This is a genomic window from Streptomyces sp. NPDC043867, from assembly GCF_056435845.1.
On sequence record NZ_JBWKDS010000043.1, the window covers coordinates 38,590 to 63,558 of the forward strand.

Here is a 24,969-nt window from a genome sequence, read left to right on the forward strand (position 1 = left end):
CCACGACGGAGGGGGGCCAGGGACGCTTCGACGGTAGGAAGACCAGTACCACCCTGCGCCCGCCCCCACGATCGGGGATGCCGGAGGATGGAGGTCATGCCGACGACACCCGGAACCGGACTGGCCGCGATGATCCGCACGTGGCGGGACCGGCTGCCTCCGTCGGCCGCCGGGCTGCCGACGGCCCGGGGGCGCCGGGCGGCCGGGCTGCGGCGCGAAGAACTGGCTGACCTGGCCGGGGTGTCGGTCGACTACATCGTGCGCCTGGAACAGGGGCGGGCTACGACACCCTCCGCCTCGGTCGTGGCGTCCCTCGCGCGTGCCCTGCAGTTGTCCACCGCCGAGCGGGACCACCTGTACCGGCTGGCCGGGATCGTACCGCCGACCGGCGGCGCGGTCTCCGACCATCTCCCGCCCGGCGTGCAGCGGGTGCTCGCCCGCCTCGGGGACGTCGCGGTCGCCGTGTTCGCGGCGGACTGGCGACTGGTGTGGTGGAACCGCGGGTGGGCCGCCCTGCTCGGCGACCCCTCGGCCACGCCGCCGCGGCTGCGCAACTTCGCCCGCGACAGGTTCCCGGTGGACGGCTCCCCCGCCCGTCTCGCGCTGTGGCCGGTGACCGAGGCGGACCGCGACGCCACGGACGCCGCTGTCGTCTCCGACCTGCGCCGCGCCACCGGCCGTTTCCCCCAGGACAGCCGATTGGCCGCGCTGATCCGTGATCTGAGCGCGGGCAACAGGCGGTTCGCCGCGCTGTGGGCGACCGGAGCGGTGGCCGCGCACCGCGAGGACCACAAGACGATCCACCACCCGTCGGTGGGCCCGGTCACGGTGGACTGCGACACCCTGACCGACGGCGACTCCGAACTCAAGATCGTCATCATGACCGCGGTGCCCGGCAGCGAGGACGAGTCCAAACTCCGGCTCACCGCCGTCGCCGGCATACGTGCGACGGCGCAGGACTGATCCGGCCTGCACGTCGACGTCCGGCCGCCTGCGCGTGACGCATGCCGGGACCGCTTGCCGAACCGCCGCCCGGAGGCTCGAGAACCAGGCCGGGTTCGGGCAGCGGACTGCCGCCCGGGCCCAGGAGTCGAGCGGGACGACTCGGAGCGTCCGGTACCGCGAGCCCGCTGTCACGGCCCGGGCCGGATCGTGACCGGCGAGCGGCTCAGCCCGTCCCCCGACCGGACGTCATGCGGAGGCGGAGTCCCGGGCCGGGGCGAGCACCGTGCGGGCGTCGCCGGCCGCCTCCTCGGGGGACCGCCGGGAGCCACGGTCGTACGCCTCCGCGAACGCGCGGTCACCCAGGGCCGTCCGCGTCGCAGCGGTGATCCGGTCGACGTCGGCGCGTTCGGCGGGCGGCAGTGGGGCTCCGGCCCGGCAGCGGGCGGCCGCCGCCGCGCCGAGGAGGACGGCCGCGCAGGTGGCGGCGGGCCCTTGACCGGACGAGACCGCCGCGCCCGCGAGACCCTCCAGGGAGAGAGCCAGCGCGCGGGGCTCGGCGAGGGCGCGGGCGACGTCCAGCCCCTCCAGGTGGTGGGCCGCCGCCCCGCGCGCGTCGCCGCGGAGTTCGGCGACGAAGCCCAGCTCGGCCAGGAGCAGGTGGTCGCCGGCCCGGGACGACACGTCGGCGTAGCCGTCGCGAATGTGCAGCAGGTGCGCCTCCGCCCGGTCGAGGTCGCCGGAGCGGCGCGCACCGAGGGCGAGACCCATTTCGGAGTGGATCTCGCCGTACTTGTAGCCCTGCTCAGCCGCGATCCGGCGTGCCTGTTCGTGCAGGTCACGGGCGCGGTCGAAGTCGCGGGCGAGCAGCGCGAGGCGGCCAAGCCCGGAGAGCCGCGCGGACACCTCGGCCTCCAGACCCAGCTCCCGGGCCATCCGCAGTCCCTCGTGCTGGCGGCGCTCCGCGTCCGCGTACGCGCCCTTGATCTCGGCGAGCGCGGCGAGCGGGGACACGGTCTGCAACTCGCCCCAGCGGTCGCCCAGTTCGTGGAAGAGAAGGGCACTTCGCAGCCCGTCGCGGCCGAGTGCGGCAAGGTCGCCGCAGACGAGCGCGAGTGTCGCGCGGAGACCGAGCGCGGCGGCGGTGCCCCACCGGTCCTCCGCGGCGGTGAACAGGGCGAGGGCACGGGTGTTCAGCTCGTGGCCCTCGGCTGTGTCACCCGCGCTGAACAGGCCGTACGCACAGAGCCACAGGGCCCGCGCGCGGCGTACGGGGTCGGGGACGGCGTCGCCGGTGGCGGTGAGGCGGCTTCCCACGGCGGCGGCGCCCTCCCCCGCGGCGCGCGTGCTCGCGGCGCGCGTGCTCGCGGCGGCGGCGGCGGCCGCGTGATCGCCGGTGAGCAGAGCGAACGCGGTGTGCAGAAGCACGAGTTCGGCAGGGGCACAGGTGTCGGAGTATGCGGTCAGGACCGACCCCAGGCTGCGGCGGGCCTCGGTGAGACGGCCTCTCAGGAGCCACCACCAGGCCAGCACGGTGGTCAGCCGGACCGCCTCTTCGGGTTCACCCGCGCTCGCGCGGCGCAGCGCCTCCTCGAGCGCCGTGCGCAGGTTGCCGGCCTCGGCGTCCAGGCGGTTCAGCCAGGGCCGCTGCATGGCGCCGCGCAGCTGCGGCTCGGCGTGTTCGGCGAGAGCGCGGTAGTGGCGCAGGTGCCGGTCCCGTACGGCGGTGAAGTCCTCCATCTCGTGGAGCTGCTCGGTCGCGTACGCGGCGACGGACTCCAGGAGCCGGTAGCGGGGGCCGGTGGGCCCGTCCACCACGACCACCAGGGAACGGTCGACCAGCCGGGTGACGAGGTCGAGGACCTCCTCCGGGGTGACGCCGTCACCCGCGCAGACCGCTTCGGCGGCGTCGAGGTCGCAGCCGTCGCTGTGCGCGGCGAGGCGGCGCAGGACGATGCGCTCGGGCGCGCTGAGCAGCTCCCAGCTCCAGTCGATGACCGCCCGCAGTGTCTGCTGGCGAGGGGGCGCGCCCCGCTGCCCGAAGGTCAGCACGCGGAAGCGGTCGCTGAGCCGGGCCGCCAGGCCCGTCACACCGAGGGCCCGCACGCGGGTGGCGGCGAGTTCCAGGGCGAGGGGGATGCCGTCGAGGCGGCGGCAGATCTCTGCGACGGCGCGGCGCTCTGCCTCGTCCGGGGCGTCCGGGTCGCGCGGGAAGCCGGGGGTGGAGGCGGCCGCCCGCTCCATGAACATCCGGACGGCGTCCGCGGGCGGCAGGGGCTCGACGGAGAACATCGCCTCGCCCGCCAGGCCGAGCGGCTGCTGCCCGGTGGCGAGGACACGCAGGCCGGCCGCGGTGCGCAGGAGCAGCTCGGTGAGTTCGGCGGCGGCGTCGACGACGTGCTCGCAGTTGTCCAGGACGAGCAGGGTGCGGCGGTCGCGCAGGACCGCGGCGAGGCGGTGCGGAAGGGAAGGGGTGGCGCTGCCGGTGCCCGGCGCCGACCGTGGGGCGTCGTCCCGGATGCCCAGGGCGGCCGCGACGACCTGGGCGAGGTCGGCGGCCGTGCCGGCGCGGATGCCGGAGAACTCCACGAGCCATACGCCGTCGGCCGGTTCACCGGCCGGGTTGGTGTCCCGCTCGGCGATGGCCGCCGCCACGGCGAGCCGGGTCTTGCCGACGCCGCCGGGGCCGGTGAGGGTCACCAGCCGGTTCTCCGCGAGGAGTCGGGCGAGCTCGTCGAGGGCCTGCCTGCGGCCGATGAGGGGGGTGAGTGGGACGGGGAGGTTGGAGCACGCGCCGGGCCCCGCGCCGTCCGTCGCGTCCCCGGTGCCCGGGGTGTCCGTGCCGGGCACGGTGTCCACGGCAGTCGTCGCGGGCGCGCGGGCCGTCGTCACCCTCCCGGAGACGTCCGTGCTCAGTTCCGGATCCTGACGGAGCAACGCCACGTGCAGGGCCGTCAGTTCGGGACTGGGGTCGACCCCCAGCTCCTCGACGAGCCGGCACCTCAGGTCGTCGTACGAGGCGAGCGCCTCGTTCTGGCGCCCCGCCGCGTACAGGGCCCTCATCTGAAGGGCGCGCAGCCGCTCCCGCAGCGGATGGCGGGCCACGAGGCCGGCGAGCTCCCCCGCGAGGAGAGCGTGGTCCTGCGCCTCCAGGCGCGCCTCCGCCTGCTCCTCCAGCACCGACAGCCGCTGCTCCGCGAGACGCTGCGCGGCCGCCCGTACGAACCCGCCGTCCGCGAAGTCCGCGTACGCCGGCCCGCGCCACAGGTCCAAGGCGTCGGTGAGCAACGCGGCCCGGGCGCGGGGGTCCCGGACGGATCCGGCCCGGGTCACCAGGGCGTGGAAGCGCTGGGCGTCCACCTCGTCCCCGCCGTGGTCGAGCCGCAGCCGGTAGCCGGGCGGCTGCCGCACCACCCGGTCGCGGCCGATGACCCGGCGCAGTTGGGAGACCTTCGCCTGCAGGGCACCCTGAGGTCGTCCCGGAGGGACGTCGCCCCACAGGTCGTGGATGAGCCGGTCGGCGGAGACCGGTCCCCCGTCGTTCGCGAGCAGGTTCGCCAGCAGCGCCCGGACCTTGGCCTCGGGGACCGTTACTTCCCGTCCCTCGGCGTCCCACACCACCAGTGGCCCGAGCACCCCAAAGCGCATGCTCACCACCGTACATGCCCCGGAAGGCGCACCCGGCGGCCGTTCGGCGGCACCGCCGGCCGGCCGTCAGGCGGTCCGAAGGTTTCCGGAAGGTTCCCCGAAGCGCCCGGGCGCAGAGTCGTCTCCGTGGGTGGCAGCACCCACCGGCGAGGAACGGACACCTGCGGAGGGAGCGGCAGCCATGGCCAAGTACGCGCGCAGGCGGGCCCTGGTCGTCGGCGAGGCCGGCGGCATCGGCCTGGCCGTCGCCAAACGGCTCGTGGAGGGCGGGGCCTCGGTCGTACTGACGGCCCGCACCGCCGGCGAACGCGCCCGCGCGGTCGCCGAACTGGGTTCCGCCGCCCGCGTCGTCGCTCCGTCCGCCGTCGAGGCCGTCCTGGCCGCACGGGCGGCCACCGGATCCGAAGGCACCGGCGAGGGTTGCGTCGATCTTCTCTTCTCCGACGCCGTCCCCACCGCGCGTGCCCTGCTGCCGCACCTCGTGGACGGCAGCGCGATCGTGCTCACCGCCCCGGCCCCGTGTCCCGACACCGTACGGGCCTTCGCCGCCGAACTCGCCTCCCGGGGCATCCGCGTGAACGCGGTCGCCCCGGGCTGTATCGAGGCGCCGGGGGCCGGCGCCGTGCCCCTGCCTCCGCTGGGCCGGCTCGGCGCCGCCGAGGAGGTGGCCCGTGCCGCGCTCTTCCTGGCCACGGAGGCGACGTTCACCACGGGGGTGCGGTTGCCCGTCGACGGCGGGCTCGGCTCCCCGTGACCGGTCACCCCCCGGCCGCCACCGTCCCCGCACGCCCCTACGTCCCTCATCCCCATCCGGAAAACCTGGAGCACTCGCCATGAGCACCGCACCCGACACGGCGCCCTCAGCCGCGGCGGCAACGAATCCGCAGAGCGAAGGCGAGGGACAGCGGAAGCTGCCGCTCCTCGCCCTGCTCGCCCTGGCCACCGCCGTCTTCATCACCAGCCTCACCGAGACCCTCCCCGCCGGTCTGCTACCCGCGATGAGCCGGGACCTGGGAGTGAGTGAGTCCGCGACCGGTCAGACCGTCACGGTGTACGCGATCGGCACCGCCCTGACCGCGATCCCGCTGACCGCGGCCACGGCGGGCTGGCGGCGCAGGAAGCTGCTGCTCACCGCCATGGCGGGCTTCGCCCTCGCCAACACCGTGACGGCCGTGTCGTCCGTCTACGAGCTGACGATGGCGGCGCGGTTCGTCGCCGGTGTCGCGGCCGGTCTCGCCTGGGCCCTGCTCGCCGGCTACGCCCGGCGCATGGCCCCCGTGCACCTCCAGGGCAAGGCGATCGCCATCGCCATGGCGGGTATTCCCGTCGCGCTGTCGCTCGGCGTCCCCGCCGGTACCTTCCTCGGTGACTGGCTCGGCTGGCGCGTGGCGTTCCTCGCGATGACGGGCCTCACGCTGCTGCTTCTGGGGTGGATCGTCGCGGCCGTACCGGACTTCCCCGGCCAGGGGCGCGGCGAGCGGCCGAAGATGCTGCGCACCCTGCGTGTTCCGGGAGTCACCCCGGTCCTCTTCGTCACGCTCGTCTTCGTCCTGGCGCACACCATCCTGTACGCGTACATCGCCACGTACCTCGACGACCTGGGTCTGGGCGACAGCACCGGCCTGGTGCTCCTCGTCTTCGGCGCCGCGTCGCTGGCGAGCATCTGGATCACCGGCGCCCAGATCAACCGCCGGCTGCGCGCCCTTAGTATCGGCAGCGCCGTGCTCGTCGCCGCGGCCGCCGCGCTCCTCGCCGTCCTCTCCGATTCGACCGCACTCGTCTACGTCGCCGCGGTGCTGTGGGGTCTGGGCTGGGGCGGGGTGCCCACGGTGCTCCAGACCGCGGCGGGTGACGCCGGCGGTGAGTCCGCCGACGCGGCTCAGGCGATGCTCGTGACGCTCTGGAACGTCGCGATGGCGGGCGGAGGCATCATCGGAGGGATCCTGCTCGACGCGGCTGGCAGCGAGTCGTTTCCCTGGACGGTACTGCTGCTCCTGCTGCCGGTGATCGCGGTCGTCCTGTACGCCCGTCGTGCCGGTTTCCCCGCCCGTCGGCCGGTGGCCGCGGCCGAGTCCGCGGAGCCGGCGGCCTGACGACGCGGCGTCGCCCCGAGCGACCGCCGGAGGGGGTTCACCCCCGGCGGTCGCGGTGCGTCACTTGTCACCCGGGGCCCGCCGGGGTCGCCCGGCAGCACGCTGGATCATGGTTTCACGACTTGTTAATATTTCATCAGACATGTCCGTGACCCGGTTTCACCACTGGTAGAGCCGGTTCCGCGCTCCGGTCGGGCCCCTCGGGCGGCCCTGTCCGACGGGCATCTACGCAGGTCAGCCTGCGAATTGGCGAAGTAGACGGCCGATCCGGGCAAACTCCGTTCAGGACGGTACTTTCACCTCGTACGTATGTGCCATGCATCCACTCGGATGTATTCGGTGACGGGTATCGAGGGGGCGTAGCGTCAGATGTCGTCAAGTGAGGTACGCGCGGGGGAGCCGGGCGGCGGCGCATGCATGCGGACGTTCATGGACGACGTCTTCCCCACGTTTCAGCGCTCCGAGCAGCGCCGTTGGGCGCAGGCGTACCTGTGGGGGCTCGTCCACGGGTCCGGCAGGAAGACACCGCGGCGCATGGCGCGGGCGAACCCCTTACCCGCGGCTGCGGCACGGGGCCTGCACCAGTTCATCAACGCCAGCCCGTGGGACTGGGTGCCGGTGCGCCGCCGGCTCGCGCTGCTGGTGGCCGCCCGTACGAGACCGCACGCCTGGACCGTCGCCGAACTCGTCATCCCCAAGCGGGGCGAGCACTCGGTCGGTGTGCACGGCCGGATCGACGCCGCGACCGGACGTACCGTCAACTGCCAGCGCGCGCTGGGGTTCTTCCTCGTCACGGGCACCGAGAGCTACCCGGTGGACTGGAGTCTCGTACTCGGCGGCGTGTGGGACTCGGACCAGGAGCGCAGGCGCCGTGCGCGCGTCCCGGCCGCCGAGGCCGGGCGCACCGCCGCCGACCAGATCGTCCGGTACGCCGCCGCGGTGGCCGCGCAGCCCCGGCTTCCGCGGCTGCCCTGGGTGCTGGATCTCACGCGCTGCGACGACGTGGCCGGGGTCCTCGCCGGGCTCGCCCGGCTGCGTGCCGACGTCGTGTGCGAGATCTCCCCGGACCAGCCGGTGTTCGCGGGCGGGCAGGCGTCCGTCCTGACCACCGTGAGCGCGCTCATGGACGTACGGCGCGCCCGGCAGACGCATGTGCTCCTCCGCCACAGCTCCGGCGGCCGCGTCAGGGGCGCACTCGTCCACACCCACACGGGCATGGTGGCGCTGCCGGGAACCGCGAACGGTGACGACACCGGGCCCCGCGCGTACCGCGCGCTGGAACGGCCGGATCCGGAGGGCCGGCAGCCGGCCAGGTACTGGCTCACCACGCTCACGGAGCGCCGGGTGGAGGAGACCCTCCGGCTCGCCCGGGGCCACACCTCGGCACTGTCGGCCATGCGCACACTCGTCCGCCGGTTCGGGGTCCTCGACTTCGAAGGCCGCTCGTTCCCCGGCTGGCACCACCACATGACCATGGCCTCGGCCGCCTACGCCTACCAGCACCTGTTCGGCTCCCCCGGCCGGGCGACCCCGCCGCCGGACCCGCCCCCCGCACCGCTCACGGCGCCCGCCGGCGCCCTGACCTGATGTGGAGCCGAGGAGTGGGGGTGGGCACGTGAGGGTGCTGGTGGTGGAGCAGGACAGCGAGGTCGCGGCGACCATGGTGAGCGATCTCCGGCGGCAGGGGTTCACCGCGCGCAGTGTCGGCACCGGAGAGCTGGCCCTGCGGGTGCACGGCGACGCGGATCTGGTGCTCTTCTCTCTGGAGCTGCCGGACATCGACGGTCTGGAACTGTGCCGGGAACTGCGCAGGAACGCCGACACGGCACTGATAGCCGTCACCGACGCCGAAGACGAACTGGGGCGGGTCCTCGTCCTGAACGCGGGCGCCGACGACTGTGTGGTGAAAACCTGGGGATTCCGTGAGGTCGGGGCTCGTATCGGAGCGGTCCTGCGCCGGGCCCGGCCCCGTCAGACCCTCCCGGAAGCCATTTCGCTGCGCCCTCTCCATATCGATCCCCGGCTGCGGGAAGTGCGTCTGCACAACCGGCTCGTCAGCGTCACGTCGAAGGAATTCGAGCTGCTCTACACCCTGGCCGCCACCCCCGAAACGGTCGTGACGCGCAAGGAGTTGATGGCCCGGGTCTGGGGAAGCGACTGGGGGCACACCAGTCGCACCATCGACACGCATGTGAGCAGTCTCCGGGCGAAGCTCGGTTGCAGCGGCTGGATCATCACGGTCCGGGGCGTCGGCTACCGCATGGGGTACGCCTGGCGCATGCCCGAATCGTCCGCGGGCTGAGGGCCGGCAGGCGAGGGCCCCGGGGAGCGCGCCACGCCGGGGCCCTCTCCGTCGTGCCGGTCACGCCGCCACGCCGGGGCCCTGTCGGTCGTGCCGGTCACACCGTCGCCTGCTCCAGCCTCCGCAGCAGCGGGTGGCTCGCCCCGCCGGTGTCGCCCGCCACCCGGCGCGCCCACCAGGCCGACGCGAGGTTCGAGGTCAGCAGCGTGCGTCCCGGCTCCCGCCGGACCAGTTCGGTGAGCGCGGCGAGCGTGCCCATGCCTGTCCCGGTGAACAGCAGAGCCGTGCCGGCGGGCAGTTCCCACTCCCGCAGGCGGCGCAGGATCGCCTCGGTCGTCACCTCGTACGGGTCGTAGTGCGCGTCGCCCGCAGCCGGCCCCGCCGGGCCCGGATCGACCGGGACGAGCACCACGTTGTCGACGGTCAGTCCTGCCCGCTCCCAGAAGGCGCGTGAGGTGTCCGTGAGCCACGGCTGGTACGGGGAGACGAGCGTCAGACGGTTCACGCCGAGCGTCTCGCAGGCCGCGAGGATCGCCTGCGTGGAGGACTGCACGGGGAAGCCGGCGCGCTCGGACAGTTCGTCGCAGAAAGCCCGGTCGCCCTCGGGTCCCAGCAAGTAGTGCGACGCGCTGCACGCGACCACGGTGGCGTCCAGACGCAGGGCGCCGAAGCTGCCGAGCAGCCCCGGGAGCACCTCGTTGTACATCTCCAGCATGGCCCTGAGCCCGGCTCCGGGGGTCACCGGGAAACGAGAGGTGTACACGTTCATCCCGGTACCGAGCAGATGGTTGAACTCGGGTTCCGCCGTGGGGTTCTCCGGCGGCACGACGAGCCCCAGCCGGGGCAGCGAGAAGAGATCCATGTCCGCACCGTAGGGCGCGGGTCCCGTCAACGACCGTGCTCCGTGCGCTATTTGGCAAGCGCACCACACCCTTCTTGCAGTCCCTTTCCCTTCTGACATTACTTGACACTCCACCACACAGCCCTGAAACGAACGATGTTGCTCTTTCCGGCCGCGGCACGAAGGATATGGATCAGCGATCAGCGCCGAGGCACCCTCGAATTCCGATTCACAGACCCTTTCGGGAATGCAGCCCCTGTCGGGCACCCCTGTCGGGAACAAGGAGTGGAAGAAAAATGCCAGCAGCAGAGAGCCCCGAGAAACTGGAAAGGCCTCCCCGCATATCCGACGCGACGCTGCGGGACTCCGCACACATGGCGGGCGTCGAGTTCGGCCCCGAGGACGCCGCCGCCATCGCGGACCTGCTGGTGCGTACGGGCGCCGAACTCGTCGAGGTGGGCATGGTCTCCGGCCCCGACTCCAGGGACGCCGACCTCGTCCTCGCCACCCACGAGGCCGTCGGCCCGGACCGCAGCATGACGCTTCTGGTGGTGCGCGACCGCCGTCAGGTCGCTCGGGCTCTCGACGAGGCCGAGCGCCTGGGCGTGCGCCACATCATGTACTCCATCCCCACCTCCGAGCAGCACGCACAGTTGAAACTCGACTCGGCCAGCCCCAAGTTCCTCCAGGCACTGGCGCGTTCGGCGATCACGCAGGCCAAGGAGCGCGGCTTCCACGTCACGTTCAGCGGGGAGGACGGCGCCCGCACCCCCAGGGAGCGGCTGGTTCCCTACGTCGAGGCCGGGTTCGCGGCAGGTGCCGACCGGTTCCGGCTCGCGGAGACCGTCGCCCACCTGTCCCCGTGGCAGATGGAAGAGGTCATCGCGGACGTCGTAGCGATCGACGGCTCCGAGATCGAGATCCACTCGCACAACATGCTGGGGATGGCCGTCGCCAACTCCCTCGCCGCCGTCCGGGCGGGCGCCCAGTGGATCTCGGCGACGGTCGGCGGCATCGGGGAGCGAGGCGGCAATGCCCCGCTCGCCGAGCTGCTCACCTCGCTGCGCGTGATCCACGGCGACACGCGCTTCGACCTGACCCATCTCACCGAGCTGTCACGCATCGCCCTCAGAGGAGCCGGCCTCGGGGACGCCTTCCAGTCCGGTCCGACCACCCCGCACGCCTTTGCTTACGAACTGCCCGGCCAGCTGAACCACCCGCACGCGTACGAGACACTCCCCGCCGAACTCGTCGGCAACACACGGGAGTTGCGGGTACGCAGTCGGCTGACCGGCGCCCTGGTCGCCTGGGCCCTGACCGGCTCGGACCTCGAGGTCGACGTCGGCGCCTTCACCGCGTGGCTGGCCGAGCGGCAGAGGCGCGACGGCCGCCCGCTGCTCGACCGGGACGCGATCCGCAAGGCCGCCATCGACTTCCGCCCCGTGCACGCCTGACATTCCCACCGCCCATGTCCCGCCCATTCCAACGGAGTTGACAATGTCCACCGCCACCCTGACCGGCGTATGCCCCGAGTGCGAGACCGACCTGACCGTGCCCCCGGTCACCAAGGGCGAGACCCTCTCCTGCCCCGAGTGCATCCTGACCCTCCGCGTCGAGGCCGTCGAGGACGGCCGGCTGACGCTGGAGATGATCGAGGTGCAACTCCGCGACTGGGGTCAGTGACATGGGTGGTCATCGCACTGTCGCGGTCGTCGCCGACCGCATCGCCTGGGAGGAACGCCTGATCATCGAGGCCGGGCCGGCCTTCGGGCTCCGCATCGACTGGGTCAACGACGAGTCCCTCTCCCTCGGCCACCCCGACGCCCCGGCCGTCCGGGGGTACGACACCCTGCTGATCCGCAGCCGCAGCTACACCCGCGGCGGACTGATCGCCACCCTCGCCGAAGCGGCCGGCGTCCCCACCCTGAACACCGCCCGGGCCATCCACGCCTGCGAGAACAAGGCCGCCCTGCGCGCCCTGCTGCACACGGCGGGCGTGCCGGTGCCGGACCACCGGCTCGTGCTGTCCCGCAAGGACTTCGACAAGGCGCTCGCCGATCTGCCACTGCCCCTCGTCCTCAAGCCCGTCTTCGGCGGCATGGGCAAGCGGGTCACGCTCATCCGGCACGCCGACACCGCCCACTCCGTGTACGACTACATCGAGGACCTGGCCCACGCCTTCGAGCAGGCCAGCGTGGTGGAGCCGTACCTCGGCGGCACCTCGGTGCGCTGCCTCGTCGTCGGGCGCGAGCTGGTCGGCGCGGCGGAGTTCGAGAGCGGCGGGAGCGACTGGCGCAACAACGCCGCGCTCGGCAACAAGAACCGTGCGGTCGCCCACGACCCCGACGTACTCAAGATCATCGACGGTGTGGTGGGTGTGCTCGGCCCCGGGCTCTACGGGGTCGACCTCTTCAGCACCCCGGACGGCCACGTCGTCAACGAGGTCAATCACGCGCCCGGCTTCCGGGCGGTGGCCTCCGCCACCGGGGCGGACATCCCGTCGGCCATCGGCCGTTACGTGCAGGAGCTACTCGCATGATCCGTGCAGGAGTCGTCGGTGCCTCCGGGCTCGCCGGCGGCGAACTCATCCGACTCATCAGCCAGCACCCCGGCCTGGAGCTGACGTTCCTCGGCGGCTCCTCCAGCATCGGCAGGCGTCCCTCCGAGCTGCACCCCGGCCTGCGCATCCACCAGGGCCTGACGGTGCAGCCGGTCACCGAGGAGGTCGCGGACCAGGTCGACGTCCTCTTCCTGGCCACCCCGGCCACGGTCTCGGCCGAGTTGGCCTCTCTGCTCGCCGACCGGATCCCGGCCGTCATCGACCTCAGCGGTGCCTTCCGCATCCGCACCCCGGAGCTGCACGACCGCTGGTACCCGAAGGTCAAGCGGCGAGCCGACCTGACGGACCGCTTCGTCTACGGCGTACCGGAGCTGGTCGGCGACCGGCTGAAGGACGCCGCCCTGATCTCGCTGCCCGGCTGCTACGCCACCGCCATCACCTTGGGCCTGGCCCCGCTCACCCTCGGCCTCGGTCTCGCGCTGAAGACGGTGGTGGTGGACGGAAAGAGCGGGTCAAGCGGCGGCGGACTCCAGCTGCGCACCTCCGACCTGCACCCGTTCCGGGCCGGCGCCATCGCTCCCTACTCCCCCACCGGGCACCGGCACGCCGCCGAGGTCGGTGACTTCCTGGAGCGGAGCAGGCCCGGCGGCATCGGCAGCCTGTCCATGTCGGCGTACGGCGTCTCGAACGTACGCGGGCTGCTGACCTCCTCGTACGTCTTCACCGACGACAAGGTGGACCAGCGCGAGCTGTCGCGGGCCTACCTGCGCTTCTACAAGGGGCGGCCGTTCGTGCGGGTGCGGCGGCACGACGAGACACTGATCCCGGTGCCCGACCCGCAGGTCGTCCTCGGTTCCAATTTCGCGGATGTGACGGTCCTGCACGACGAGGAGGGCGGCCGGATCGTGGTGCTCGCCGCACTCGACAACCTCGTCAAGGGCGCCGCGGGCCAGGCGGTGCAGGCTCTGAACCTGAGGTTCGGCCTGCCGGAGGAGACGGGGCTGACGCAGCAGCCGGTGATGCCGGCATGAGCACACATCGTTCCGCGCCCACGGTGGTCAAGCTCGGCGGGAGCTGCCTGGACGATCTGGACGGCGGCTGGTGGGACGACCTGGCCCGCCACGGCCGGGACCACCCCCTGGTTCTCGTGCACGGCTGGTCCAAACCGCTGAAGAAGGTCAGCGCCCGCTACGGCGCACCGTCGGCGATGCTGCGCGACCGGTACGGCAACCAGAGCCGGTGGACCACTCCCGAGGTCATCGACGACATCAAGGCCGTCAGCGCCGAACTCGCCGAGGACGTCCTGGGACGGCTGAAGGACCGGGGCATCACCGCCGAGCGGCTGCTCGGCAGCGAGGGTCTGGTGAGCGCGGGCCAGGGCGAGCGCTGGTGGTGGCGGGAGAGGCAGCTCGTCGAGCTGGACAACCTCGTCGGACCGATCACCGGGGTCGACGTGGCCCCGCTGACGGACCTCCGGCCCGGCCACGCCCGCCTCGTCACCCCTCTCGCGCGGAACGCGGCGGGCCAGGAGGTCAACACCGACGCCGACCGGGCCGCCGCCGCGATCGCCGGGGCCACCGGCGCGAGAGACCTGGTCCTGGTCACGGACGTCGGCCACCTCCTGATCGACGGGGAACCGGTGCGCCGGATCAGCGGCCGGGACGCGGCAGCCTTCCGCGACAGAGGCGCGAAGGGCGGCATGCGCAAGAAGCTGCGAGCCGCCGGCGAGGCCCTGGAGCACGGCGTGGAGCGGGTCGTCATCGGCAGCGCCGCCGTCACGGAACTGCTGGACGGCCGTACCGGCACGCTCATCACCGGCACCCAGACCCCCACCCGCACGTCAGGAGCGAGCGCATGACGCGGCCCCGTGTCCTGGTCGTCGACAACGGCACACTCTCTCTCCGGCAACTCCGCTCCCGTTTCGAGGAGTTGGGGTCGCAGACCGAGGTGTCCGACGCCGTGTCCGTACCCGCCCGGGTGGACGGCCGCTACCAGGCGATCGTGCTGAGCGGCACGAAGGTGCGCGCGTACGACAGCGAGTACTACCAGCCGCTGACCGACCTCGTCGCCCACGCCGACGTGCCGGTCTTCGGCATCTGCGGCGGCATGCAGATACTCGCCGTGGCGGCCGGCGGACGTCTCGTGGAGGGGCCGCAGCGGGTCGGCGGCCACGAGGCGCAGGTCGACACGGAGGAGCCGCTCTTCGCCCATGTGAAGCCGACGGTGACCGTCTTCCACCGGCACACCCTCTACCTCAGGGAAGCTCCGGCGGGTTACCGCTCGATAGGCCGCTCCGAGCACGCGCCCGTCGAGTTCCTCCGCTCCGACGACGGCCGGATCCTCGGCTCCCAGGCCCATCTGGAGTTCCGCAGGGACGGTCTGGAGATCCTGCGCGGTTTCGCGCAGCTCTACCAGTGAGCCGCGTCCGGCCCGGTTGCCCCAGTCCGCCGACCCACGACACCGCTGACACACCAGACCCAAGGACTACGCCATGAGTGCACCGGAAGACCCGCAGGACCCCGCCCTCACCGTCCACCTCAACGGCAGCGGGGGCACCATCAAGGGCTGGGTGGTGGTCGACACGCTCGTCGACGGCCTGGCCATGGGCGGCACCCGGATGACCGCCGGGGTGACCGAGGACGAAGTCGCCGGCCTGGCCCGCGACATGACCGAGAAGTTCACGCTGGCGGGACTGCGCATCGGCGGCGCCAAGGCCGGGATCGTCTCCGACGGCGCCGACCGCGAGGAGACCTTCCGCACCTTCGGCCGCACGGTGAAACCGCTCCTGCACGGCGGCATCCACCTCGGCATCGACATGGGCGTCACCCCCGCCGACCGGGCCGTCTTCTTCGCCGAGGCGGGCTACGACCCCCGCTACCGCCTCGGCGCCCCGGACATGCCGATCGACTGGCGGACGTACTACGAGCCCCTGATCGACGTCACCGGGCATGGGGTCGGGGTCGCCGCGGTCACCGCCCTGGAGGCAAGCGGCCGTACGGAGCCGGCCCGGGTGGTCGTGCAGGGCTTCGGCGCGGTGGGCCGGGCGGTGGCGCGGTTCCTGGAGGACCGCGGGCACATCATCGTGGGTGTCGCCGACGTCCAGGGGACCATCAGCGCGGACCGCCTGCCGGTGGCCGAACTGGTCTCCGTGACCGACGAGTTCGGGCGCATCGACCGTACCCGCCTGCCGCAGGGCGTCACCCTCTCCAGCGGGCCGGACGCGTGGCTGGACGTCGCCGCGGACATCCTGATCCTGGCGGCGCAGAAGTACGCGCTCACCGCCGAGAACACCCACCGTCTGCGGGCGGGTCTGGTGGTCGAGGGCGCCAACCTCGCCTCCAGTGCGGTGGCGAAGGAGAAGGTCGCCGCATCCGGGGCCGCCCTCGTCCCGGGCGTGATCGCCAACATCGGCGGCGCCGCCTCGGCGGCCCTGGCCGTCACCCGGGTCGTCCCGTTCGGCCTGCCGGCCGAGGCGCGCAAGGCGTGGGTGTTCGACTGGGTCGGTGACCGGGTGCGGCGGAACACCCGGGACCTGCTGGAGATCGGGGCCGCCCGGGCGGGCGATCCGCTTCCCGAGCTGCTCGCGGCCCGCCGGAAGGACCGCCGATGAGTACGGCGGCTTCGGCACGGTCCACCACCGCCGGGGGGCTGTCCCGGCCCGGTCGGCGAGAGGCGGCGAGCCCGGCCCCCCGGGAGGACGCCGCCGAGTACCGGCGCCGCGGGTGGTGGCGGGACGAGACCTTCCTCGACGACCTGCACCGCCAGGCCCGCCTGTACCCGCGCCGGCTGGCCGTCGCGGGCCGGCGCCTCGCGGAGTCCCGCACCGACACGCTCGACTACGCCGAGCTGAGCCGGCTGTCCGACCGGTTCGCCCTGGCCCTGCTCGAACTGGGTGTGGAGCGCGGGGACTTCGTCGCCGTACAGCTTCCCAACCGCTGGGAGATGGTGCCGCTGATCTTCGCCTCGATCAGGGTCGGCGCCGTCGTCATCCCGATCTCGCCCATCTGCACGGAGGAGGAACTGCGCCACCGCCTCGGACTCACCGGTGCCCGGGTGTGCGTCACCCTCCCCGAATGGTCGGGCACACCGCTCGCCGAGATCGTCGTCCGGCTCAAGGACGAACTCCCGTCCCTCGCGCATGTGCCGGTGGTCGACGGCCCGGTGCCCGAGGGCGCCCTCTCCTTCCACGGGCATTTCGTGGCTGCGGAGCGGGAGGAACAGGAGGGCGCCGCCGCGCGGCTGGAGGGCCTGGCGCTCGGGGCGGACGACCCGTTCGTGGTGCTGTTCACCTCCGGCACCACCGGCCCGTCCAAGGGCGTCCTGCACAGCCAGAACACGGTCCACTCGGCCGTCCGCGGGTACGCCGACGCGTTCGGGGCGGGCGACGACTGGGTGGCCGCGGTCTCCACCCCGCTCGTCCACTACTCGGGGTTCGCACAGGGTGTCCTGGCGGGTGTCATGCTCGGCGGCACCGTCGCCTTCCAGGACGTACGCCGCAACGAGGCACTGCTCGACCTGGTGGAGCGGTACGGTGCCACCCTCCTGTACGGGCCGCCCGCCACCCTCGCCGACGTCGCAGCGTCGCAGCGGGCCGAGCAGCGCGACACCCGTACGCTGCGGCACGTGGTGATCGGCTCGGCGCCGGTGCTGCGGGAGCTTGCCGACGAGGTGCACGAGACGCTCGGCGCCCGGGCCCACTCCCTGTGGGGCATGTCGGAGAACGGCCCCGTGACCACCACCCGTCCGGAGGACCCCGAGGGCTGGGCGGCGCGGAGCAACGGGCGCGCCATCGACGCCATGGAGACCCGCATCGAGACCGCCGAGGCGCTCGGAGCCCCGTCGGCACCCGGCATGCGGGGCTCGGTGGGACGGCTCAAGGTGCGCGGCGCGTCGCTCGCCCTCGGATACCACGGGCGTCCGGAGGCGTTCGCGGCCGAACTCGACGCGGACGGCTGGTTCGACACCGGCGACCTCGCCCGCGACGACGGCCGGGGTGGTGTCCGCATCGTCGGCCGGGCCCGGGACGCGATCGTCCGGGACGGGCACGTGGTCCCGATGACCGAGCTGGAGGCGGTGATCGGCAGCCACCCGAAGGCCGCGGAAGCCGCGTTGGTCGGCCTGGAGCCGGCCGAACGCGGCCCGCGGGACGGCGGAGCGGGCGGTGCCCGGAGCGTGATCGTCGCCGTCGTGGTCGGTCGCGGCGGGGAAGGCCCGTCGCTCGACGAGGTCCGGGCGCGCGTCACGGCGGCGGGGTACGACCCCCGCTTCCTGCCGGACCGGGTGGAGCTGGTCCCGGCTCTGCCGAAGACGCTGACCGGCAAGGTCCGCAAGGCGGAGCTGCGCGACCGGTTCGCCTCGACGGCGCCGGCGTCCTGACCACCCCTGTCCGCCCCTGTCCGCCCCGAGAGCTGGAGCTGCCATGCCCGAACCCACACCGGTCTCCATGTCGGCCACGCTGGCCGCGGACGAGGCCCTGGCCCGACGGCGCCGGGCCGGGGAGCGGGTCCTTTCGATGGCCGCCGGGGAGATCGGCCTGCCCGTCCTCCCCGCGCTCAGGGAACGGCTCGCCGCCGCGGCCGCCGAGAACGCGTACGGCTCCGTCGCCGGGAGTCCGCTCCTGCGGACCGCCGTCGCCGGATACTGGGAGCGCCGCGGGCTGGCCGTTGACCCCGGGCTCGTCGTGGCGGGCCCCGGCAGCAAGGCGCTGCTGTTCGCGCTGTTCCTCGCCATCGGCGGGGACGTGATCGTGCCGGTGCCGAGCTGGGTCAGCTACGCGGCTCAGGCCCGGCTCGTCGGCGCCCGGTCCATCCCCGTACCGATCCTGCCGGGGCAGGGCGGGGTGCCCGACCCGGACCGGCTCCGCGAGGCCGTCACCGCCGCCCGGGCCGCCGGGCAGAACCCGCGCGCCGTCGTCGTCACCGTGCCGGACAACCCCACGGGCACCCTCGCCTCGGCCGACACCGTGCGGCAACTGGCCGAGGCCGCACGCGAACTGGACCTGCTCATCGTCTCCGACGAGATCTACTGCGACCTGGTGTACGACACCTCCGCGCCGGCCGTCTCCCCGGCCCGGCTCGCTCCTGAGCGGACCGTGGTCACCACCGGACTCACCAAGAACCTGGCACTGGGCGGCTGGCGCACGGGAGTGGCCCGGCTGCCGGACAGCGAGCAAGGGCGCACCCTGCACGCCCGGCTCGTCGCGGTCGCCAGCCAGATCTGGTCGAGCCCGCCCGCGCCGGTGCAGACGGCGGCCGCGTACGCGTTCACCGAGCCGCCCGAGGTCACCGGCCGGGTGACGGCGAGCCGCCGGCTGCACGAGCGGGTGGTGCGCGCCGTCGCGGCCCAATTCACCGCCGTGGGCGCGGAACTGGCTCCCGTCGCCGCCACCTGCTACCTCTACCCGGACTTCGAGCCGTTGCGGGACAGCCTCGCCCGGACGCACGGGGTGCACGACGGCGACGCCCTGGTCCGGCTGCTCTCCGAACGCCACGGGGTCGGTGTCCTGCCGGCGAGCGCCTTCGGGGAGCCGGGGCGCCCCCTGCGGATCCGGGCGGCGACCAGCCGCCTCTACGGCGACACCGACGTACGGCGCACGGCCGCGCTGGAGGCGGCGGACCCGCTCGCCCTGCCCTGGATCCGGGAGTCCGTCGACCGGGTCGGCGAGGTCCTGGCCTGGCTCACGGGCACGGAGCTGTCCGCCTCCATCTCCCACTCCTGACCCCAACTCACCCACACGACAGAGGAGTCAACCATGCCCCACCCCCACCTGCCCGTGCTGTTCGAGGCTCTCCACCACGGTGAGCGCCATGTCGGCTTCGGGCGCCCCGAGGACGGCGCCCCGCTGACCCTGTACCGGGTGGAGGAGGGCCGGACGGCCGCTGCCTTCATCGCCACGGACGGCTCGGAACAGGCCTTGCGGACCGCTCTCACCGAGGGCGCGGCGACGGTCACCGTCACCGCGGACGACCCGGAGCTGCGCCTGCTGCCTCCGCTGCTGCCGGCGGCCACGGGCAACGCCCTGCTGAGCGGCTTCATGGGCACGCACAAGAAGAAGTGGGGCGGCGAAACGGCCCCTGAGAGCGCGGAGTTCACCCCGCCGAAGTGGTTCTTCAAGGGGTTCGGCGACTGGGTGCGGCTGCCGGGTGAGGTGCTGAACGTTCCCGCGCACCCGGTCGCCCTCATCGAGGAGCCGGAGGTCGCTCTCGTCTACGTCAACGATGCCGACGGCACGCCCCACTACGCCGGCTACACCTTCGGCAACGACCTGTGCGACATCGGTCTGCACCGCCGGGACCCGGGCTACAACCCGTACTGCAAGCTGTGCGACACGGCGCTCACCCCCTGGCTCTTCCTCGGCCCCCCGCCGCGCACGGTGACCGGCCGGGTCACCATCTCCCGGGACGGCGCGGCCGCTTGGGAAGGCGCCTTCGACTGCGGGGACGACGCCCTGTACTACCGCGTGCAGGACATGGCGGACCACCTGTTCACCTTCCCGGCGGTGCGGCGGCCCGGACTCGTCAACTACGTACTCCTGGGCGCCGACGAGGCCAGCTTCCACGACGGGTTCCGGATCGCCGACGGCGACCGCATCGCCGTCGACGTGACGAGCCACGGCGTCGCCTTCGAGAACCAGGTGCGGTACGTCTCTCCGGCGCCGTCCACCACCCCGGGTGCGGCCCCGGCCCCCTCCGCGGAGGCACCCGAGCCTGCTCCGGCGGCATGAACACCTCGTTAAGTAAGGCCAGTTGAACTGGGCAGGCGCGGACCGGCCCAGGCACGCTGAGGCCACCACCGCGTCCCCAGGACCGACCACACACCGACCGACTCCGCAGGAGGAGACCGCACCGTGCCCGCCACCCGTAAGAAGCAGGTGCACCTCGCGGCACAGCTGCCCGGCATCCACAACGTGACCGTCTGGTCGGACCCGCGCTCCGGAAGCCAGATCTCCATCGACTCCTTCGTCCGGCTCGCGCAGACCGCCGAACGCGGCAAGTTCGACTTCTTCTTCCTCGCCGAGGGCCTGCGGCTGCGCGAGCACAAAGGACAGGTCTACGACCTGGACATCGCGGGACGCCCGGAGAACCTGACCATGCTGAGCGCGCTGGCCGCCGTCACCACCGGCCTCGGCCTCGCCGCCACCGTCAACACGACGTTCAACGAGCCGTACGAGGTGGCCCGCAGGTTCGCGACTCTCGACCGGCTCAGCGGCGGCCGGGCCGCCTGGAACGTGGTGACCAGCTACGACGCCTTCACCGGGGAGAACTTCCGCCGGGGCGGCTTCCTGCCCGAGGCCGACCGCTACACCCGGGCCGCCGAGTTCCTCTCCACGGCACGGGAGTTGTGGGACAGCTGGACGGAGGGCGACCTGCGCGCAGACGCGGCGACGGGAGAGTTCGTCAGGGCCGGGACCGGCCGCTTCGCCCACCACGGACCGCACTTCGGCATATCCGGCCGGTTCACCACCCCGCCCGGCCCGCAGGGCCACCCGGTGATCATCCAGTCGGGCGAGTCCGACGCGGGACGCGAGTTCGCCGCGTCCGACGCCGAGGTCATCTTCAGCAAACACAACCAACTCGACGCCGCCCGTGACTTCTACCAGGACGTGAAGCGGCGCCTGGCCCGGTACGGCCGCAGTCCCGACGATCTGCTGATCCTCCCCACCGCCAACGCGGTCGTCGCCGACACCGACGAGGAGGCCACCGCCTACGCCGCGGAGATCAGCCGCGAGCTGGTGAGCCCGCAGACCGCGATCGCCCACCTGGAGGCGGTCTGGGGCCGCGACCTGTCCGCCTACGACCCGGACGGACCGCTTCCCGACATCGAGCCGACGGACGACGCGCACCTCCTCAAGGGCCATTCCGTGTTCCGGAAGGGCCGGGGAGAGACGGCGCGGCAGTGGCGCAAGCTGGCCGAGGAAAAGAACCTCTCCATCCGGGAACTGGTCGTCGAGGTCGGCGGACGCCAGACGTTCGTCGGCAGCCCGCGTACGGTCGCCGACGCCATCGACCACTTCGTCCAGACCCAGGGTGCCGACGGCTTCGTTCTCGTCCCGCATCTCGTCCCCGGCGGCCTGGACGACTTCGTGGACCGCGTGGTGCCGCTGCTCCAGGAGAAGGGCGTCCACCGCGACGACTACACCGGCACCACGCTCCGCGACCACCTCGGCCTGTCCGGGGCACCCCGCCCGGCCGGGTGGGGCGGCACCGGCGTGCGCGCCGGGCACCACGAGAAGGAGACCTCCCGATGACCGGCACGACCCGCGCCCACGACACGACGGCCGGTCCCGGCGCCCCACTGCATCTCGCCGTCGCCCTCGACGGAGCGGGCTGGCATCCCGCGGCCTGGCGCGAGGACGACGCCCGGCCCGGCGAGCTGCTCACCGCCGCCTACTGGGCGGACCTGGTCGTGGAGGCCGAGCGGGGGCTGCTCGACTTCGTCACCATCGAGGACGCCCTCGGACTCCAGTCCGCCGCCTTCCACCGGCCGGACGACCGCACCGACCAGGTCAGAGGCAGCCTGGACGCGGTGCTGCTCGCGGCGCACCTGGCGCCGGTGACGGGTCACATCGGGCTGGTCCCAACGACGAATGTCACCCACACCGAACCGTTCCACGTGGCCATCGGCATCGCCACGCTCGACCACGCCGGCCGGGGGCGCGCCGGCTGGCGGCCACAGATATCGTCGCGCGCGGCCGACGCCGCCCACTTCGGCCGCCGCACCACACCCCAGCTCACCGAGGAGGACGTGAGCGACCCGGAACTGATCGCCAAGCGACTGCGCGAACTCTTCGCGGAGGGCGCCGAGGTGGTGGAGGCGGCCCGGCGGCTCTGGGACAGCTGGGACGACGACGCGGAGATACGGGACGCGTCGACAGGTCGCTTCATCGACCGGGACAAGGTCCACCACATCGACTTCCAGGGCACGTACTTCAGCGTCAAGGGCCCGTCGATCACCCCTCGCAGCCCCCAGGGCCAGCCGCTCGTGGTCAGCCTCGCGCACGCGTCCACTCCGTACGAGTTCGCGGCTCTCAGCTCCGACGTCGTCCACATCACGCCGCACGACAGGGCGGGCACGGCGTCCATCCTCGCCCAGGTCGCCGAGGCGGTGGAGCGGTCCGGCCGGGACGTGGTGGACCGGCCGCTGAGGACCTTCGCGGACCTCCTCGTCCTCCTGGACGAGGAGCCGGGTGCCGCCTCCCGGCGACTGGCCCGCCTGAACGAGACCGCCGGTGCCGAGCTCACGTCCGACGCCGCGATCTTCACCGGCACGCCCGGCGAACTGGCCGACCTGCTGCTCGACTGGCGCTCGGCCGGCCTGGACGGCTTCCGCCTGCGCCCGGGCACCCTGCCGCACGATCTGACGGCGATCACCCGCGGTCTGGTCCCGGAGCTCCAGCGGCGTGGGGTGTTCCGTACGGAGTACGCATCCACCACGCTGCGCGGGCACCTGCGTCTCCCGCGCCCCGCCGGACGGTACGCGACGGCGGGCTGACAACCGCCCCGGCCCGAGCTGCCCCCGCCCCGGGGGTACGGGGCACACGTCGTTGCCTGCGCCTCCCCGGAATGGCCCCTGCCCTGACCGCCCGGGAGGACGGTCCCCGGACCCCGCGGAGCAGGCGGGTGAAGCCTGAGCCGCCGTCACCTCCATGGGGCATGCATGAGGATCTCCGCCGTATCCGGCCGGGTCGGCGGCATCGACGTGCTGGAGGCGAGAGTGCTCAACGAACAAGCCGAACAAACGGACCCCCGCACCATCCGCGTCCCGGTCCTCATCGTGGGCGGCTCTCTGGTCGGTCTGGCGACCTCGTTGTTCCTGGGACGGCTGGGAGTACCACACGTGCTGGTGGAGCGCCACGCGGGCACTTCCCGCCACCCGCGAGGCCGCGGCAACAACGTCCGCACGATGGAACTGTTCCGGGTGGCGGGCGTGGAGAAGGCGATCCAGGAGGCGGCCGCCACCCTGGCCGACAACCACGGCATCCTCCAGACGCCCACCCTGGTCGGTGACGCGGGCGAGTGGCTGTTCCGGGACATCGACCCGGGCGGCGGACTGGCCCGCTTCAGCCCCAGCGCCTGGTGCCTGTGCAGCCAGAACGACCTCGAGCCGGTCCTGCTCGACCACGCCCGCAGGCACGGAGGCGATCTGCGCTTCGCCACCGAGCTGATGTCGTTCGACGACGGCCCCACCGGTGTCACCGCAGTCGTCAAGAGCCGTGAGACGGGTGAACACACCACCATCCGCGCGGACTATCTCGTCGCCGCGGACGGCCCGCGCAGTCCCGTGCGTGAGCAGCTCGGTATCCCCCAGAGCGGACCCGGGGACCTGTTCCACAACGTCAGCCTGACCTTCCGCTCCCGCCGGCTCGCCGACGTCGTGAGGGACCGTCACTTCATCGTCTGCTACCTGACCAGCCCGGACGCCGACGGCGCCCTGCTGCCGGTGGACAACCGCGAGCACTGGGTCTTCCACGCCCCCTGGCACCCCGAACAGGGCGAGACCCTGGAGGACTTCACCGACGAGCGGTGCGTCGAGCACATCCGCCGGGCGGTCGGGGTCGCCGACCTCGACGTGGAGATCACCGGCAAGGCGCCCTGGCACGCCGCTCAGCGGGTCGCCCGCAGCTACCGGGCGGGACGTGTGTTCCTGGCCGGTGACTCGGCTCACGAGATGTCCCCCACCGGGGCCTTCGGATCCAACACCGGCATCCAGGACGCGCACAACCTCGCCTGGAAGCTGGCCGCGGTGCTCGACGGCTGGGCGGGCGAGCAGCTGCTGGACACCTACGACGCCGAGCGCCGTCCCGTGGCCGAGGCCACCAGTGCGCGGGCCGCCGCCCGATCGGCCGAACACAGCCATCCCGGATTCGCCCCGCCGCCCGGAGCGGGCGGCGGCGGTCCCCAGCGAGGCATCCTCAACGTGGCTCTCGGCTACCGCTATCCGCAGGGCGCGGTCGTCGGCGCCGATCCCGCGGTCCCGGTGGTGCCCGAGCACCTGGACCTGACCGGGGGACCCGGCAGCAGGGCACCTCATCTGTGGGTGCGCCGCGGGGGCGAACGGATCTCGACGCTCGACCTCTACGAGCGGTCCCTCGTGCTGCTCAGTGACGCCGTGGAGCCGAACGGATGGCACGAGGCCGCCCTCCGCCTCGCCGACCAGCTGGCCCTCCCGCTCACGTCGTACCGGGTGGGCACCGGAGCCGAGGCCGACCTGGTGCCCGAGAACGCCGCCGACTGGGCCGAGCGCCACGGCACGGTGTCCGGGGGCGCCGTGCTCGTGCGGCCCGACGGGTTCGTCGTATGGCGGTCGCAGGGCCCGGAGGCGGATGCCGAGGCGGTGCTGCGCCGGGTCCTGAGGACGGGGCTGGCAGTCGCCTGAACCCCCGCGGGTCGTCCGTCCGCACGCCCGAGTGCTGTTGAGACCGCGGGTTCCACTCGTCCGTCCGCACGCCCGAGTGGTGTGAGACCCGGGCGACTGCGGGCAGATCGCGTTCGGCCTCGTGGCTGTCCGCGAACGGTGTGATCACCGGAACGGTCGCCTTGACGCCGCTGCCGCGTCGAGGCGACCGGTGGGAGGCCGGCGCAGA

At 73.0% G+C, this 24,969-nt stretch carries 20 protein-coding genes; 18 read left to right on the top strand and 2 right to left on the bottom strand.

The features are described from left to right. The first annotated feature begins 96 nt into the window (after positions 1-96). On the top strand, positions 97-963 hold the full coding sequence (locus AC069T_RS31675) for a helix-turn-helix domain-containing protein (protein WP_478786011.1): 867 nt from the start codon (positions 97-99) through the stop codon (positions 961-963). Positions 964-1,191: 228 nt separating this feature from the next. Here the strand turns inward: AC069T_RS31675 and AC069T_RS31680 are convergent, their stop codons facing one another. Further along, positions 1,192-4,590 carry a BTAD domain-containing putative transcriptional regulator gene (locus AC069T_RS31680; protein WP_478786012.1) on the bottom strand — a complete coding sequence of 1,133 codons (3,399 nt, stop codon included), beginning with the start codon at positions 4,588-4,590 and terminating at the stop codon, positions 1,192-1,194. Between the two features lie 181 nt (positions 4,591-4,771). Between AC069T_RS31680 and AC069T_RS31685 the strand changes: the two genes are divergently transcribed. The 4 genes from AC069T_RS31685 to AC069T_RS31700 all read left to right on the top strand — a co-directional run bounded on the left by AC069T_RS31685 (position 4,772) and on the right by AC069T_RS31700 (position 8,985). Then, positions 4,772-5,344: an SDR family NAD(P)-dependent oxidoreductase gene (locus AC069T_RS31685; RefSeq protein WP_478786013.1), complete on the top strand. Its 573-nt coding sequence runs from the start codon at positions 4,772-4,774 to the stop codon at positions 5,342-5,344. Positions 5,345-5,423: 79 nt separating this feature from the next. After that, a complete protein-coding gene (locus AC069T_RS31690) occupies positions 5,424-6,683 on the top strand; it encodes an MFS transporter (RefSeq protein ID WP_478786014.1) in 1,260 nt (419 codons plus the stop codon). A gap of 369 nt (positions 6,684-7,052) precedes the next feature. After that, on the top strand, positions 7,053-8,270 hold the full coding sequence (locus AC069T_RS31695) for an IS701 family transposase (protein WP_478786015.1): 1,218 nt from the start codon (positions 7,053-7,055) through the stop codon (positions 8,268-8,270). Between the two features lie 28 nt (positions 8,271-8,298). Beyond that, positions 8,299-8,985 (top strand): response regulator transcription factor, encoded by a 687-nt coding sequence (locus AC069T_RS31700; RefSeq protein WP_478786016.1) that lies wholly within the window; start codon positions 8,299-8,301, stop codon positions 8,983-8,985. A 97-nt stretch (positions 8,986-9,082) separates the two neighbouring features. Here AC069T_RS31700 and AC069T_RS31705 read toward each other — a convergent pair whose 3' ends face one another. After that, the gene (locus AC069T_RS31705; protein ID WP_478786017.1) at positions 9,083-9,847 is read right to left on the bottom strand and encodes a maleate cis-trans isomerase family protein; all 765 of its coding nucleotides are present in this window, start codon (positions 9,845-9,847) and stop codon (positions 9,083-9,085) included. 275 nt (positions 9,848-10,122) lie between these two features. Between AC069T_RS31705 and AC069T_RS31710 the strand changes: the two genes are divergently transcribed. The 13 genes from AC069T_RS31710 to AC069T_RS31770 all read left to right on the top strand — a co-directional run bounded on the left by AC069T_RS31710 (position 10,123) and on the right by AC069T_RS31770 (position 24,761). Beyond that, positions 10,123-11,280, top strand: coding sequence for an isopropylmalate synthase (locus AC069T_RS31710; protein WP_478786018.1), 1,158 nt, complete (start codon positions 10,123-10,125; stop codon positions 11,278-11,280). A gap of 43 nt (positions 11,281-11,323) precedes the next feature. After that, the gene (locus tag AC069T_RS31715) at positions 11,324-11,509 is read left to right on the top strand and encodes a lysine biosynthesis protein LysW (protein WP_081222306.1); all 186 of its coding nucleotides are present in this window, start codon (positions 11,324-11,326) and stop codon (positions 11,507-11,509) included. A gap of 1 nt (position 11,510) precedes the next feature. Then, positions 11,511-12,365 (top strand): ATP-grasp domain-containing protein, encoded by an 855-nt coding sequence (locus tag AC069T_RS31720; protein WP_478786019.1) that lies wholly within the window; start codon positions 11,511-11,513, stop codon positions 12,363-12,365. Next, complete coding sequence (gene argC, locus AC069T_RS31725) at positions 12,362-13,417, top strand: N-acetyl-gamma-glutamyl-phosphate reductase (RefSeq protein ID WP_478786020.1); 1,056 nt, start codon at positions 12,362-12,364, stop codon at positions 13,415-13,417. Before AC069T_RS31720 ends, argC begins: the two co-directional genes overlap by 4 nt. Further along, positions 13,414-14,244, top strand: a complete 831-nt coding sequence (locus AC069T_RS31730) for an amino acid kinase family protein (protein ID WP_478786021.1) — start codon at positions 13,414-13,416, stop codon at positions 14,242-14,244. Before argC ends, AC069T_RS31730 begins: the two co-directional genes overlap by 4 nt. After that, the gene (locus AC069T_RS31735; RefSeq protein WP_478786022.1) at positions 14,241-14,804 is read left to right on the top strand and encodes a type 1 glutamine amidotransferase; all 564 of its coding nucleotides are present in this window, start codon (positions 14,241-14,243) and stop codon (positions 14,802-14,804) included. The genes AC069T_RS31730 and AC069T_RS31735 overlap by 4 nt, the downstream gene beginning before the upstream one ends. A 73-nt stretch (positions 14,805-14,877) precedes the next feature. Then, positions 14,878-15,996, top strand: coding sequence for a Glu/Leu/Phe/Val dehydrogenase dimerization domain-containing protein (locus tag AC069T_RS31740; RefSeq protein ID WP_478786023.1), 1,119 nt, complete (start codon positions 14,878-14,880; stop codon positions 15,994-15,996). Continuing rightward, positions 15,993-17,762, top strand: a complete 1,770-nt coding sequence (locus tag AC069T_RS31745) for an AMP-binding protein (protein WP_478786024.1) — start codon at positions 15,993-15,995, stop codon at positions 17,760-17,762. Before AC069T_RS31740 ends, AC069T_RS31745 begins: the two co-directional genes overlap by 4 nt. Before the next feature lie 43 nt (positions 17,763-17,805). Next, positions 17,806-19,104 carry a pyridoxal phosphate-dependent aminotransferase gene (locus tag AC069T_RS31750; RefSeq protein WP_478786025.1) on the top strand — a complete coding sequence of 433 codons (1,299 nt, stop codon included), beginning with the start codon at positions 17,806-17,808 and terminating at the stop codon, positions 19,102-19,104. 33 nt (positions 19,105-19,137) lie between these two features. Continuing rightward, on the top strand, positions 19,138-20,109 hold the full coding sequence (locus tag AC069T_RS31755) for a fumarylacetoacetate (FAA) hydrolase (RefSeq protein WP_478786026.1): 972 nt from the start codon (positions 19,138-19,140) through the stop codon (positions 20,107-20,109). Between the two features lie 123 nt (positions 20,110-20,232). Then, a complete protein-coding gene (locus AC069T_RS31760; protein ID WP_478786027.1) occupies positions 20,233-21,633 on the top strand; it encodes an NtaA/DmoA family FMN-dependent monooxygenase in 1,401 nt (466 codons plus the stop codon). Further along, a complete protein-coding gene (locus AC069T_RS31765; protein WP_478786028.1) occupies positions 21,630-22,877 on the top strand; it encodes an LLM class flavin-dependent oxidoreductase in 1,248 nt (415 codons plus the stop codon). Before AC069T_RS31760 ends, AC069T_RS31765 begins: the two co-directional genes overlap by 4 nt. Positions 22,878-23,042: 165 nt before the next feature. Beyond that, positions 23,043-24,761 (top strand): FAD-dependent oxidoreductase, encoded by a 1,719-nt coding sequence (locus AC069T_RS31770; protein WP_478786029.1) that lies wholly within the window; start codon positions 23,043-23,045, stop codon positions 24,759-24,761. The last annotated feature ends 208 nt before the right edge of the window (positions 24,762-24,969 follow it).

Excerpts from the sequence above, each read along its gene's own strand:
- AC069T_RS31675 (WP_478786011.1), top strand. The coding sequence starts at position 97 with ATGCCGACGACACCCGGAACCGGACTGGCCGCGATGATCCGCACGTGG.
- AC069T_RS31680 (WP_478786012.1), bottom strand. The coding sequence starts at position 4,590 with ATGCGCTTTGGGGTGCTCGGGCCACTGGTGGTGTGGGACGCCGAGGGA.
- AC069T_RS31685 (WP_478786013.1), top strand. The coding sequence starts at position 4,772 with ATGGCCAAGTACGCGCGCAGGCGGGCCCTGGTCGTCGGCGAGGCCGGC.
- AC069T_RS31690 (WP_478786014.1), top strand. The coding sequence starts at position 5,424 with ATGAGCACCGCACCCGACACGGCGCCCTCAGCCGCGGCGGCAACGAAT.
- AC069T_RS31695 (WP_478786015.1), top strand. The coding sequence starts at position 7,053 with ATGTCGTCAAGTGAGGTACGCGCGGGGGAGCCGGGCGGCGGCGCATGC.
- AC069T_RS31705 (WP_478786017.1), bottom strand. The coding sequence starts at position 9,847 with ATGGATCTCTTCTCGCTGCCCCGGCTGGGGCTCGTCGTGCCGCCGGAG.
- AC069T_RS31710 (WP_478786018.1), top strand. The coding sequence starts at position 10,123 with ATGCCAGCAGCAGAGAGCCCCGAGAAACTGGAAAGGCCTCCCCGCATA.
- AC069T_RS31715 (WP_081222306.1), top strand. The coding sequence starts at position 11,324 with ATGTCCACCGCCACCCTGACCGGCGTATGCCCCGAGTGCGAGACCGAC.
- AC069T_RS31720 (WP_478786019.1), top strand. The coding sequence starts at position 11,511 with ATGGGTGGTCATCGCACTGTCGCGGTCGTCGCCGACCGCATCGCCTGG.
- argC (WP_478786020.1), top strand. The coding sequence starts at position 12,362 with ATGATCCGTGCAGGAGTCGTCGGTGCCTCCGGGCTCGCCGGCGGCGAA.
- AC069T_RS31730 (WP_478786021.1), top strand. The coding sequence starts at position 13,414 with ATGAGCACACATCGTTCCGCGCCCACGGTGGTCAAGCTCGGCGGGAGC.
- AC069T_RS31735 (WP_478786022.1), top strand. The coding sequence starts at position 14,241 with ATGACGCGGCCCCGTGTCCTGGTCGTCGACAACGGCACACTCTCTCTC.
- AC069T_RS31740 (WP_478786023.1), top strand. The coding sequence starts at position 14,878 with ATGAGTGCACCGGAAGACCCGCAGGACCCCGCCCTCACCGTCCACCTC.
- AC069T_RS31745 (WP_478786024.1), top strand. The coding sequence starts at position 15,993 with ATGAGTACGGCGGCTTCGGCACGGTCCACCACCGCCGGGGGGCTGTCC.
- AC069T_RS31750 (WP_478786025.1), top strand. The coding sequence starts at position 17,806 with ATGCCCGAACCCACACCGGTCTCCATGTCGGCCACGCTGGCCGCGGAC.
- AC069T_RS31755 (WP_478786026.1), top strand. The coding sequence starts at position 19,138 with ATGCCCCACCCCCACCTGCCCGTGCTGTTCGAGGCTCTCCACCACGGT.
- AC069T_RS31765 (WP_478786028.1), top strand. The coding sequence starts at position 21,630 with ATGACCGGCACGACCCGCGCCCACGACACGACGGCCGGTCCCGGCGCC.
- AC069T_RS31770 (WP_478786029.1), top strand. The coding sequence starts at position 23,043 with ATGAGGATCTCCGCCGTATCCGGCCGGGTCGGCGGCATCGACGTGCTG.